This window comes from Chitinophaga sp. GbtcB8, from assembly GCF_019091455.1.
Lineage (GTDB): Bacteria > Bacteroidota > Bacteroidia > Chitinophagales > Chitinophagaceae > Chitinophaga.
The window spans coordinates 243,896-256,990 of sequence record NZ_JAGXJN010000003.1 but is presented as its reverse complement, the minus strand read 5'-3'; the positions used below and the strand labels follow the sequence as shown (position 1 = coordinate 256,990).

The following is a 13,095-nucleotide window of genomic DNA, read 5'->3' as shown; positions in this document are numbered from 1 at the left end:
CCTTTTTGCTTTTCTACTTACTTCAACCCATATTTATACTTATATCTTTCATACAGCTGCTTGTGTTTGTTATCCAGGCTCACTTCCCTGCCCTGGATAAAAGCATGGGTAATATTGTTGGATCGCATATCCAGTATATCGCCGGTGCTTACAGCAATATTAGCGTCCTTACCGGGTTCCAGGGAACCGGTGGTTTTATCAATACCCAATATTTTAGCAGTGTTCAGCGTAATGGCGCTTAGAGCTTCTTCTTTGCTCATACCATAAGCGCTGGCAGTGCCGGCTTCAAACATCAGGTTGCGCTGTTGCCAGAAACCTTCATTGCTGATGCAGAATAATACCCCTGCTTTTTGCAGCTGGGCAGCTGTTTTATAAGGCTGGTCCACATCATCGTCCTGCATGGTGGGCAGGCTATGCGGCTGTGCCAGTATTACGGCTATGTTGTTCTGTTTCAGGATATCGGGCATCATCCAGGCATCGGAACCACCTACAATTACCACCTCAAAACCAAACTCTTTGACAAAATCCACGGCCAGCAGCATTTCCTTCACTATGTTACAGTGTATGTACAGCTTTTGCTCTTTACTGAACAGTTTGCGCAGGGCTTCAAATTTCAGGTTGGTTTCCGTGTGTTTACCTTCCTGTATATAGGCTCTGGCTTCGCGGAAAAAAGCGCGTACACGTTCTATTTTTTCATAGGCTTCTTTCTCCCGGTCGTTGGCAGGCGGCTGCGGTCCGCGGAAAGGGTTCGAGGGCGGCAGCAGCTGCGGCATAAAAAAGTGTTGCCCGTCATCTGTTTTGTAAGCGGCATCTTCCCAGTTCCAGGCGTCCAGCTGCACTACGGAGGAGGAGCCGGATAACAGGTCGCCTGCCGGTGTTACCTGCGCCAGCAGTATACCATTCACCCGCAGGGTATTGATCACTTTTGAATCTGTGTTATAAGCTATCAGCGCGCGCACAGAAGGGTTCAGCTCTCCTACTTCTTCGTAATCATTGGTGGCCCGCACGCTTTCCACTTCCGTAAGGCCCACATCAGAAGCAGGTGCAATAATGCCGGGGTAAATGTGCTGCCCCTGTACGTCTATTACCTGCGCATCTGCACTGCTGGGCACATCAGCGCCTACAGCCGTTATTTTTCCATTGGCAAATGTAATGCTGCCGTTCTCTATTACCTGCCCGTTGCCTACATGAATAGTGGCATGGGTAAGCACGATTGTTTTTTGCTGCGCGGCAGCCGGGTAAATGGTTTCCTGCGCCAGCACCCGGCCGGTGAAAGCCAGGCATGTGATATATAATGTGAGATACTTCTTCATAAGGCTTGTGATTTGGGATTTTAGATTTGAATACAGCGGAGAGGTTCCGGGTAAATCTAAAATCGTACATCTAAAATTTTTACTGGTTATCTGTAGTTCCGTGTTGATGTCCGCTTTCCATATCCTCGCAATTCCATAGCTCATCGCGGGTAGGCTTAATTTTATCAACCGGGCTGCCTTTTTTCTTTTCTGCCAGCATTTTCTGTATCAGGCGGTTGCGTTCCGTTGCTATGCGCTGGTGCAGCTCTGCATCGTGCTGGCGGTCAAAGTACACCACACCGTCTACAATCGTTTTTTCTGCTTTGGCATAAATGCTCAGCGGGTCATCAGACCATAACACCACGTCGCCATCTTTCCCGGGTTTAATGCTGCCTACCTTATCAGATATATGCAGCAGCTTAGCCGGGTTCAGGGTTACCATTTTCAGCGCATCTTCTTCGGTCATGCCGCCATATTTGATGCTTTTGGCAGCTTCCTGGTTCAGGCGGCGGGCCATTTCTGCATCATCTGAGTTAATGGCTACGGTAAGCCCTACACGCTGCATAATGGTGGCGTTGTAGGGGATAGCGTCCTGTACCTCCATTTTATACGCCCACCAGTCAGCAAAGGTGGAGGCGCCGGCCCCATGTTTTTTCATTTTATCAGCCACCTTATACCCTTCCAGGATATGCGTGAACGTATTTACGGTAAACCCGAATTTATCTGCCTCATGGATCAGCATATTGATCTCACTTTGCACATAGGAGTGGCAGGTAATAAAACGTTTGTGATTCAGTATTTCTACCAAGGCGTCCAGCTCCAGGTCACGGCGTTTGCCGGGGCCTTGTTTTTCGTAATCACGGGCACGGGTAAACGCATCGTCCAGCACCTGGTCTACTCCCATACGCGTTTGCGGGAAGCGGGTACGCTGGCTCTCACCCCAGTTGGACTGTTTTACGTTCTCACCCAATGCAAATTTGATGAAAGGATCCCAGCCGGCAAACTTCAGGTCTTCTGCATTAGCACCCCAGCGCAGCTTTATCAGCTGTGTTTGTCCGCCAATGGTGTTGGCAGAACCGTGCAGCAGGTGGCTGGAGGTAACGCCGCCGCTCAGCTGCCGGTAAATATTAATATCATCCGGGTTCAGCACATCGGCTATACGTACTTCTGATGTAACGGACTGGGTACCTTCATTTACACCCCTGGTAATGGCAATGTGGGAGTGCTCGTCTATAATACCCGGTGTCAGGTGTTTGCCGGTACCATCTATTACCAGGGCATTACCTGCCGGCAGGCTTTTGCCTACCTGGGCTATTTTCCCTGCGCGGATCAGCACATCGGTATTTTCCAGCTTGCCCTGCTGTTCGTTGGTCCATACCGTAGCGTTTTTAATGAGAATGTCCTGTTGCTGGAGCTTAGTGGTTTCCCAGCCATAACCATTAAACGGATAATATATTTTGGTAAGGTCCAGGTCTGCTTTCTTTTTAGCAGAATCTGCGGGTGGCACAAATGCTTTGGAAAAAGCTGCGTTCCATTTCACTGTGTTACCGCTGGTATCCAGCCCGTTGCCATTCCAGGCATCACCGGATATTACACCACTCAGGCGCAGGGTGCGGGTGCCTTTTTTAGTTAAGGGAAATGCCAGTCTTACCAGCTTATCTTCCAATACAATAGTACCGCTAATGGTATCTGCCTGCTGTAACAGTGCCAGGGAAGGCGCTACCGGCGTACCTTTTACCAGTATATTATAGGTGGCGCCCGGGCTTAGTGTAAGCGTATACGTGCCCCGGACATCCATCCAGCCATCTTCATTAATAATATAGCGTTTGCCCTGTACCCAGTTCTGGTACAGCACTGTATTTTCTTTAAACAAGGGGCCTGAGGTGATCAGGAAGTTAGCCAGCTTACCGGCATCCAGCGTGCCTACCTGGTCGCTGGCCTTTATAAGGGCAGCCGGTACTTTGGTAAGCGCATCCAGCGCTTTTTGTTCACTTAAGCCATAATCAATGGCTTTACGCACATTGCTAAGGAATTGTTTGTTATCCTTTAAACCTGCTGCTGTTAAGCAAAAGGGGATACCGGCTTTTTCAAATGCTCCTGGTTCAGTAGGCGCCAGCTCCCAGTGTTTCAGATCGCTTAAGGCTACAAAACGGGCGTCGTTAATATCTTCCACATCCATTGCAGCCGGGAAGTTCAGCGGCAGTATAAACGCCGCTTTGGTAGCTGCCATTTCAGCTACCCGCTGATATTCATTACCAGCTGCCTTAATGATGTACTGCACCCCAAATTCATCCCCTATTTTTTTTGCCCGCAGCACATCCCATTTATCATTTACTTCAAATACCTGGGGCAGTGTTTGCTCATCGTTCCAGGATTGCAGGCTCAGGTTAATGCCTTCTTTGGAAGGATGGTTTTTATACCATTGTGCATCCAGGTAGGTTTGCCGCAATAGTGCAATGCTGCCCATTAATGAGCCGGGATAATTTTGTGTGGAGCTGCCTTTGTCAAAAGAATATTGAGCGGATGCTTTTTCGCGCACCATTACTTTATTTTCACGGTCTGCCGCTAAGGTTACCAGTGCGCCGGTGCCACGGGCAATACCATCCTGCTGATGGGTTAACACAGCGCCAAAACCAGCCTGCCGCAGGGTTTTAGCTTTAGGCTCATCTGTTTTAAAAATAGCAGCAGCATTTATTTCACTTTTAATGGCTTCATTCCAGCCAAAGGCGCCTTTGGTGTTTGACAGGAACTGGGGCGGGGAGCGGAATCCCTGGGAGCTTTTTTTCACGGGCTGGGTACCGTAATCGCTGTATATATCTACAAAAGAAGGATAGATGTATTTCCCTTTACAATCCACCACCACGGCGTCTTTGGGAATGACTACGCCAGGGCCTGCGCTGATAATGCGGCCATCGCGGATCACCAGGGTAGCATCCTGCAGGGTGCTGCCTGCTTCTTTTACAATAGTAGCGTGGGTAAATGCGTAACAGCCTTCGCGGGGGTCTGCCACTCCATTTATGGGAAAGGTTTCCTGCGCTTTGGCATAACTGCCGGCCAGCAGGACTACCAGTAAAAGGTAAAAGACTTTTGTTCGTTTACGGCGTGTAAGCCCGGGTGGCACCAAATGGCTCATTCGGCCGGTACCGGGTACATAAGCTAAGGGTTGCTCCATACGATCGATTTTGTTTTTGCGGTTTAGATGATGGTTTGGTTTTCAGGCAGTGGCAGGGTTCCTGTTCAGCTGAATACGCGCAAATTGCCTGTGAAACCTTAAATTTAATACAGGTATATTTATTTTGTGGGATTTTTTATGAGTGGTAGTTTCAGTACCTTAGTCCAAGCCAAATTTGATTGTAAGACACAATCCTTTTACTATGAATAAACATATGATGTTGACCACCTTTCTGTTATGCCTGATGTTTGCCGTTACAGCACATAGCCAGGCGCCGGTTAAGGACAGCAGCCATACCACTAAAAAAGGCCGGTGGACCGCAGAGAAGAGGGCCGATAAGATGAGTGATAAGCTGTATCGCGAGCTAGGCCTTACCCATGCCCAGGATAAACAGATCTATGCTATTAATGAAGATATCATCCGCCGCCGTGATGCCATCAAAGCAAACAAAACCCTGGCTGATAAAGACCGCATGCAGCAGCTGAAAGCACTGAATGAAGAACGCAGCCAGCGTTTTAAGACCGTATTAAATCCTACCCAATATAAAAAGTGGAACGACTGGGAAATGAAGAAGCGGGAACACCTGGAGGCCAAAATGGATAAGAAGCAGGAACGGAAACTGGCCAGGCAGGAGAAATGAGTGATGCAACATCCATAGCCATATCTATTTTTAAACAGGCCGTAGCGGCTGTACAACCGGAACACCTTATTCCCCGGCAGGTGCATGCACAGGACAACGGACTATGGATATCCGGCAAATTTTTCCCCTTACAAAAGAACAGCCGCATATTTGTTACCGGCGCAGGCAAAGCCGCTGCCGCCATGGCACAGGCCCTGGAAGCCCTGGACCTGCCCTATGAGCTACAGGGGCTGGTGATCACTAAATACGAACATACTTTACCCTTACAGCATATTAAGGTAATAGAAGCGGGGCACCCCGTACCGGATGAAAACGGCGTACAGGCTACCCTGCAAATGATGGAATTGCTGACAAAGGTTACCCGGCAGGACCTGGTGCTGTTCCTCTTATCCGGCGGCGCATCGGCATTATTAATAGATTATCCCCCCGGCTCCAGCCTGCAGGATGTACAAGCTTTATTTGATCTTTTGCTGAAAAGCGGCGCCACCATTCATGAAATGAATACAGTGCGCAAACATATTTCCGCAGTAAAAGGCGGGCAGCTGGCATTAAAAGTATATCCGGCTACGTTATGCACGCTTATTCTGAGCGATGTGGTAGGCGATGACCTGGATGTAATAGGCTCAGGCCCTACGGTGCCCGACCGTTCTACCTTTGCAGATACGTGGGCCATATTGGAAAAGTATGAGCTGCTGCAAAAAATACCCGCCTCCCTGCAAAGTCATTTACAGCAGGGATCTAATCATACTATTCCGGACACGCCCAAACCCGGCGATGCCGGTTTTAAAACTACACGTAACTACTTAATTGGCAGTAACCGCATTGCACTGGAAGCAGCCGCACAATACGCCACCGCCCAGGGTTATCATACCACGCTGTTAAGCAGCGAGGTTACCGGTAACGCGCATACACTGGCACAGGCCCTGGCGCAGCAGGCCATTCGCTGGACAGGCCCACGTCCGGCCTGTTTGTTAATGGGCGGGGAAAGTACCGTGGTAGTAACCGGGCAGGGCTTAGGCGGCCGCAACCAGCAATTTGCGCTGGCCGCCGGTGTTACCTTACAGGCATACCCGCATATTACACTGCTCAGCGCAGGTACCGATGGTACCGATGGCCCAACAGATGCTGCCGGGGCCGTGGTAAATGCCGCCATCATGGAAAAGGCTGCCAGCCTTGGTTTACAGGCTGAAAGCTACCTGGAAAATAATGATGCCTACCATTTTTTTGCTCCTGTTGACGGCTTAATAAAAACCGGTCCTACCCAAACCAATGTAATGGATATAATGATGGCCCTTATTCATGCTTAATTACTAATTTTTAATTATTAATTCTTCTATTTTTGAGCCTTGATACAAAAACCTATATGAGTTATGCCGAGAATGGAACAGACCTGGCGATGGTTCGGCCCAAAGGATCCTGTTAGCCTGCAGGACATTAAACAAGCGGGTGCTACAGGCATTGTAACAGCGTTACACCATATTCCTAACGGGGCCGTATGGACCCGGGAAGACATTTTACAACGTAAAGCTGAAATTGAAGCAGCAGGCCTCAGCTGGTCTGTTGTAGAAAGTGTGCCCGTGCATGAGGACATTAAAACCCAGAGCGGCCGCTTTAAAGAATACATCCGTAACTACCAGCAAAGCCTGCGTAACCTGGCCTCCTGCGGTATTTATATTGTTACGTATAATTTTATGCCGGTGCTGGACTGGCCCCGTACCGACCTGGCTTATACCGTGGCAGACGGTTCCAAAGCGCTGCGTTTTGAAAAAGCAGCCTTTATAGCGTTTGACCTGTTCATACTGCAAAGGCCCGGTGCAGAAAATGACTATGACGAAACAGACATTTCCCGCGCCAAAGAACACTTTGACAGCATGACGGATGCAGAGAAAACCACCCTGCAACGCAACATCATTGCCGGCCTGCCCGGATCAGAGGAAAGCTTTACTATTCAGCAGTTCCAGGAAGCATTGGACAAGTATAAAAATGTTGATGCTACCCAGCTGAAGCTGCACCTGTTCTACTTCCTGCAGCAAATAACACCGGTGGCAGAAGAAGTAGGGATAAAGCTGGCCATTCACCCGGACGATCCTCCATTTCCTATACTGGGCCTGCCCCGCGTGGTAAGCACCGAACAGGATGCCCGCGAGCTGCTGGCAGCTGCGCCTTATGCGGCCAACGGCCTTTGTTTTTGTACCGGCTCTTACGGCGTACGTGCAGACAATGATCTACCAGGTATGGTAGAACGTTTAGGGGAGCATATCCATTTCATTCACCTGCGCAGCACCCTGCGCGATGTTATGGGCAACTTTCACGAAGCCAACCACCTGGAAGGTGATGTAGATATGTATGCTGTGGTGAAGAGCATATTAACGGTGATGAACAAACGTAATATTTCTATTCCCATGCGCCCTGATCACGGGCACCAGCTGCTGGACGATCTGCATAAAAAAACTAACCCAGGTTACAGCGCCATCGGGCGTTTACGCGGCCTGGCAGAGCTGCGCGGGTTAGAGCTGGGGATTGCGAGAGGAATGAAGTAATTGTAAATATGCAGATATGCAAATGTGCAAATGATTAGCCGGCAGGTTGTCATTTGCACTTTTTGCTTTTAATACGTTATTGTTATTAGCGCCTCAATACTATTGCATTAATACACTACTTATTTAAGGCATTTATTTTTATCTGCATATTGGCTAATGCTCCTGGCTTTTTGCATTAATACATTAATATCCCCGAAGGCATTCAATTTGCATACCTGCCCATTACATTATTACATTGCCATCATTCAAGGCATTCCATTTGCACATCTGCACATTTTCATATCTGCACATCATTACAACCCCAAGCCTCCATCTACCGTAATCACCTGCCCGGTCATAAATGTATTATGGATCAGCTGTGCTATCACTGCGGCAATATCTTCCGGTTTGCCAACACGGCCTACCGGTGCGGCTTGCGCATATTGCTGAAAAGTGACGTTACGGGCTTCTTCCGGTAAAAAGCTCCACCAGGGCGTATCAATCACCCCGGGAGATACAGCATTGATCCGTAAGGGTTGTAATTCTTTTGCCAGTATAGGCACCATTATTTCCAGGCCGCCGTTAATGGCGCCCAGGCCGGATGTGCCGGGCGCTTTAGCATGCCCGCTTACCGCCGTTATTAAGGTTACGCTGCCATTTGCGGAGAGCCAGGGCAACGCTGCCTGCAAGGTCTGCAATTGCGGAAAGAATTTTTCTGCAAACCCTGCCTGCAATTGCGCAAGGTCCAGCTCTTTAAATAAGCCGCCGCCTTTGGCGCCGCTTAATGCTATTACCAGGTGATCTATAGCACCGTGGGCAGCCATAAATATTTTGATGTGGTCTGTATTAACGGCATCCACACACTGGCCTTTTACATTGGCGGGCAGCGTGGCCAGGGCTTCTTCCATTTTTTGCGGGTTACGGCCGGTAATGGTAACCGCCGCATTTTCTTTTGCTAACAAGGCAGCAGCAGCCAGCCCTATACCGGAAGTACCGCCTGCAATAACAACTTTCATCTGTGACATCTTTAAACTTTTTGTTTATTGGATGTTCCAAAGGTAGCTGCGCCATTAGCGGGGCTTTTCCCCCTTCTTGCGATCCGTTTTGCATTTCTTGCTATTCCGGCTGCAGGCCCATACAAATAATGCGGGTATGCCGGGAGTAAGGTTTGGAGAGGTCCATGTTGGTAATATGCTCATAACCGGGATTGCCCTGTATAAGCCGGTAGCCGCTTTCAGGCAGCCAGCGGTGTTTTACATACAGGGTATAATCCATGGCAATTTCCAGCTCTCCCATTACTGGTATCTGCGCTATGGTCATAGGGCCGGTGGTATAACTTTCGCGGCCGGTAAAGGGGCGGTGCAGGCGAATGCCTGCCAGGTAGCGGCATTGGGCCAGGGCGGTGGTGAACGGCGTATCCAGGAATACGCCATAAAATTCAGGGTGCTGGTCCAGCAGCTCATGTGCAGCGGCCCAGCGCTGCAGTTTTTTAAAGGCCTGCATAATATGCTCCTCCTGCAGGAACGTTAATTCACAGGCCAGGTGCAGGCTTTCGGAGCGGCTAATGCTGATGGGATATTGCTGTACTTCCGGGGAAACAGCCGCTGTTTTTTCCCGGATGGCGCTAAGCGCCTGTTCCCGGTATTGTTCTGCTGTAAGCTGGTACTTATTTTTGAAGGCCCGCGCAAAAACAGACTGGGAGCTGAAACCACAATCTATGGCAATGGCGTACACGGATTTGTAGGGGTAAAAGATCAGCTCTTTGCAGGACTTCTCCAGGCGTAACCGCAATAGGTACTGTTTGGGGGCCTCTCCTACCCGCTGCCGGAACAGGCGGTGGAAATGGTAGGGCGAGTAATGCGCTTGTGCCGCCAGGTTATGAAGGGACAGATCCTGGTCGAAATGTTGTTGTATATAATGCAGTATATTGTCGATCACTTCCATGGCCATAACAAGATAATAAATATATATTTGACTAAAATAGCCTATCATGAACAGTCCGTTGGATGAGCGTTTACAACAATGCATCGCGCTAAGACCGCAGATGTTGATCCGTATGGTGAACCTGATCAAAAAGGATATGGACAACCGGCTTACAGAACAGCTGCAACAGCGGGGGTATGCGGATTTTAAGATGGGGGATATGGTATTGATCGCCAACATTGCCCCGGAAGGCATTATTAATAATGAGCTGGCTAAAAAAGCGCTCATTACCAAGCAGGCCATGAGCAAAGTGGTCAAAAACCTGGAAGCAGCAGGCTATATTGAAACCCGCAAACATGAAAGCGATAACCGCGCCATTATGATATTCCTGAGCGACAAGGGTAAACAGCTGTTGATTGACGCTACAGAAGGCGTGCAGAAAATGGAACAGCACTATGCTTATTTAATTGGGGAAGAAGATAACAAACACCTTAAAGAACTATTAATGAAACTGGTACATAAGGTATACCCCGACATGTAACCCCTCTTCACAATTCTGGCACGTAAAGTGTATAAAAGAACCGGCTGTTTCAAAATTTTTTGTGTGTTGGACAAGGTTTTATACTTTTATACCGGCAGCTAAATAATAAGAAACAACCGGCGAACATATGACCTCTACCCGGCTTTTATATAACGACGACGAATACATAGACGGCTTGCTGGATAGCTCCCCTGCCATTATAGATGCCATTTACCGGCAATTTGCCAAAAAGGTTAGCTCCTTCATCCTGCAACATGGCGGCAATAAAAAAGATGCAGCACATATTTTTGAAATAGGGCTTACAGATATTTATGTGTATGCCAAGAAGCATTCCATAGAGCTGACCACCCGTTTTGAGCCTTTTTTTATGCTGGTATGTAAAATAACCTGGCGTAAAGAGCTGCATAAAAGGGGCCTGAACGTAGCAGAAGCACCGGAGCCGGAAGTAGCTACCCTGGATAATACCCACCTGAAATATGTACAGGAGATCACCAACAATGGTGAAAAAAAGCGGCACTGGCTGCAATGCTTTATGGAATTAACGCCTGCCTGCCAAACGGCTATACAGCAGGCCATCATCATTCCCCAGGCAGATGGGGCAGGCACTAACCTGCATCCCACCTCAGGGCTGGTACCGGAGAACTTCCCATCCTGCATGGCTAAGCTGCTTGAGCACGGCCATCAGCTCCAAACCGATAAGCCATTATCCAATAAAAGTTATGAACAAACCGCCCTGTATGTAATGCAATCCCTGCCGGAAACGGAAAAGCAAAATTTTGAAATTGAGCTGAAAGAAAACGGCGGTATACAGGAAATTGTAAAATCAGGGAAGGAAGCAATAGAATGGCTGCGCAGGGCTTTAACACCGGATAATACCCGCCGGGAGCTGGCCCAGATACTGGTAGATATGCGGCAACGCTGGTTTTATGGCAAAGACCGGGATATGAACCGCATGGGATTATATGTGATGGGCATTACTGTGCTGGCTATCATCATAGCCGGCCTGTTATTCATCAGCCCCTGGCGAAAGGATGTGTACCGGCAATTTGCCCCTACGGAAATGGTGCACCACCATACAGCAGATACCAATAATGCCGCTAAGCTGCTGCATGAAGCAGCCCGCAATTTCAATAAACGCCGTTTCAGCGAATCAGTAGAGCAGCTGAACCAGGTTTTACAAATGGACAGCACCAACACCTACGCCCGCTATTACCGGGGGGTATCCCTGTTAGATATGAATCTTTTGCCGCAGTCCCGTACTGATCTGCAAACAGTGTATAAAGATGATAAATCGCCATACCGGTACGACGCCGCTTTTTACCTGGCGCTCAGCTATCTTAAAGAAGGAGATAAACAGCAGAGCGTTGGATGGCTGCTAAAAATACCGGAGCAGGCGTCCATTTACTGGAAAGCCAAAAAGTTAATTGACGAAATAAGATAACCGGTTTAGTTCAGGTATATCATGCTTTTGCTGTGGTGAATAATGCTCTCCACTTCCCCCTTGATCACTTCATAGATCTGTACCTTGTCTTTTTTGATCATTACCAGCTGCTGTAATACCAGGTAGTATACTTCTCCTGCATTACAACCGTACACTTGTGCCTTTAAGATCTCTTTTTTTACCTCCTCGAAACCAGTAGCGTCCAGCTTCTGGTAAATACTGTATAGGTCTTTCATCCAGTTCATAGGAATAGTTAGTTTACATATATATAAAACTATTCATAATATTATTAAAAAGCAAGTTTTGGGCGGAAAATTTTTCGTTAAATAGTTGTGATTCACCCGTTAACACATTTGTGTGATACGGCATAAATTATGATCTAACATCCCATAACCAGATCACCGGGTTGCGGATGGGAACATTCCGCAGCACTTCCTCTACCTGCGGGTCATGTTCCAGCTGTAACCATAAGCGGTAATAATCCATGTTATTATAAGCTACAGCGCCAAACAGCAAAAAGGGCTGTGCTACGGGCCAGTTATCCCAGTACATTACATCCTTTGCAAAGGGCCACTGTTTTTTATCTTTTACATAGGGATACATGTAGGCTATGCCTTTGCCAATGTTCTTTCCATCTGCAGTGGTATACTGCCAGAGGTTATGCCCCGGGTTGCTTAACAGCTGGCAAACCATGGTCATGGCATCCAGGTTAAACAGCGAGTAGCCGTAAGGTTTAGTACGTTTTAATTCCAGCGGAAAGCTGCCATCAGCAGCCATTTGTTTGGGCAGCAATGTTTCTTCATAACGTTTTGTGCAGAAGTCCATCCATTTTTGATCCTTTACCCAGCCGGCAAAAGCAGCTGCCTGCATTACCCAGCAGGTACCGTGGTTATTGGCGGCATTCATTTCATCATGCCCGTATTGATGGGTGGTCATCCATTGCAAATAGTCTGTGAACCAGGTTTTAATGGCTTTCAGATCTTCCGGCGGCAGGGCGCCTGCTTTTTCCATAATGCGCAATGCCTGCACTACTTCCAGGAAATGAATAGTATCTATAATACCAATGCCCCGGCCTGTGACCCGGCCTTTAATGGCCTGTGCATATTGCAGGTTGGGATGCATATAGGTGGCAGTATCTACAAACCAGGCGTGTGCATGCGCCAGCGCTTTGCGCAGGTAAGTTTTATCTTTTGTAACCATGTAACCCGCTGCCAGTGCGCCCATAATACGGCTAAAGCGTACCATTACCCTGCGGTGCTCCAGGAAATTATCCGGGTTGGTTTGCCCGTCGTGCTGAATATAGGGGCTATCCGCGCTGGCGGGATTTGGCCACCAGTAATCGGCTTCTGAATAAAAATCATGTTTACCGCCCGCACTACGGGGACAGCTATACGCTGTAATAGTAAGCGGCGTTTGCTGCATAGCATCGGCAGCTCTTTTCAGAATAAATGTACGCTGGTCTTTTATAACGCGTTGTAGCCAGGCCTGCTGCGTAGCCGGTGTTTGGGCTGCCAGCACGCAGGTACAGCAGAGTAAAATAAACAGCAAGCCATATTTTTTCATAACG

11 protein-coding genes are annotated in these 13,095 nt (G+C 48.3%); 5 read left to right on the top strand and 6 right to left on the bottom strand.

Annotated elements, in window-relative coordinates; genetic code table 11:
* Positions 1-17: 17 nt before the first annotated feature.
* Together KVT36_RS06250 and KVT36_RS06245 are read right to left on the bottom strand one after the other, a co-directional pair.
* Entirely contained in the window at positions 18-1,313 is a 1,296-nt protein-coding gene (locus tag KVT36_RS06250) for an amidohydrolase family protein (protein WP_217602642.1), read from the bottom strand.
* A gap of 79 nt (positions 1,314-1,392) precedes the next feature.
* Positions 1,393-4,464: an amidohydrolase family protein gene (locus tag KVT36_RS06245; RefSeq protein WP_254639863.1), complete on the bottom strand. Its 3,072-nt coding sequence runs from the start codon at positions 4,462-4,464 to the stop codon at positions 1,393-1,395.
* Positions 4,465-4,666: 202 nt separating this feature from the next.
* Here KVT36_RS06245 and KVT36_RS06240 point away from each other — a divergent pair, with 202 nt between their 5' ends.
* The 3 genes from KVT36_RS06240 (at position 4,667) to uxuA (ending at position 7,644) form a co-directional block, all read left to right on the top strand.
* On the top strand, positions 4,667-5,104 hold the full coding sequence (locus KVT36_RS06240; protein WP_217602641.1) for a hypothetical protein: 438 nt from the start codon (positions 4,667-4,669) through the stop codon (positions 5,102-5,104).
* Positions 5,101-6,411: a glycerate kinase gene (locus KVT36_RS06235; RefSeq protein WP_217602640.1), complete on the top strand. Its 1,311-nt coding sequence runs from the start codon at positions 5,101-5,103 to the stop codon at positions 6,409-6,411. The genes KVT36_RS06240 and KVT36_RS06235 overlap by 4 nt, the downstream gene beginning before the upstream one ends.
* A gap of 63 nt (positions 6,412-6,474) precedes the next feature.
* A complete protein-coding gene (gene uxuA / locus KVT36_RS06230) occupies positions 6,475-7,644 on the top strand; it encodes a mannonate dehydratase (RefSeq protein ID WP_217602639.1) in 1,170 nt (389 codons plus the stop codon).
* Positions 7,645-7,937: 293 nt separating this feature from the next.
* On the opposite strand, the gene KVT36_RS06225 is transcribed toward uxuA, so the two are convergent.
* Both KVT36_RS06225 and KVT36_RS06220 read right to left on the bottom strand, forming a co-directional pair.
* The gene (locus KVT36_RS06225) at positions 7,938-8,639 is read right to left on the bottom strand and encodes an SDR family oxidoreductase (protein ID WP_254639862.1); all 702 of its coding nucleotides are present in this window, start codon (positions 8,637-8,639) and stop codon (positions 7,938-7,940) included.
* Between the two features lie 100 nt (positions 8,640-8,739).
* Positions 8,740-9,567, bottom strand: a complete 828-nt coding sequence (locus KVT36_RS06220; protein ID WP_217602637.1) for a GyrI-like domain-containing protein — start codon at positions 9,565-9,567, stop codon at positions 8,740-8,742.
* A 46-nt stretch (positions 9,568-9,613) separates the two neighbouring features.
* On the opposite strand from KVT36_RS06220, the gene KVT36_RS06215 reads away from it, so the two are divergent.
* Both KVT36_RS06215 and KVT36_RS06210 read left to right on the top strand, forming a co-directional pair.
* Positions 9,614-10,087: a MarR family winged helix-turn-helix transcriptional regulator gene (locus KVT36_RS06215; RefSeq protein WP_217602636.1), complete on the top strand. Its 474-nt coding sequence runs from the start codon at positions 9,614-9,616 to the stop codon at positions 10,085-10,087.
* Positions 10,088-10,214: 127 nt separating this feature from the next.
* Positions 10,215-11,528 carry a tol-pal system YbgF family protein gene (locus KVT36_RS06210; protein ID WP_217602635.1) on the top strand — a complete coding sequence of 438 codons (1,314 nt, stop codon included), beginning with the start codon at positions 10,215-10,217 and terminating at the stop codon, positions 11,526-11,528.
* 5 nt (positions 11,529-11,533) lie between these two features.
* Here KVT36_RS06210 and KVT36_RS06205 read toward each other — a convergent pair whose 3' ends face one another.
* Positions 11,534-11,773, bottom strand: a complete 240-nt coding sequence (locus KVT36_RS06205; protein WP_217602634.1) for a hypothetical protein — start codon at positions 11,771-11,773, stop codon at positions 11,534-11,536.
* A 127-nt stretch (positions 11,774-11,900) separates the two neighbouring features.
* The gene (locus KVT36_RS06200) at positions 11,901-13,091 is read right to left on the bottom strand and encodes an alginate lyase family protein (protein WP_217602633.1); all 1,191 of its coding nucleotides are present in this window, start codon (positions 13,089-13,091) and stop codon (positions 11,901-11,903) included.
* Positions 13,092-13,095: the final 4 nt, after the last annotated feature.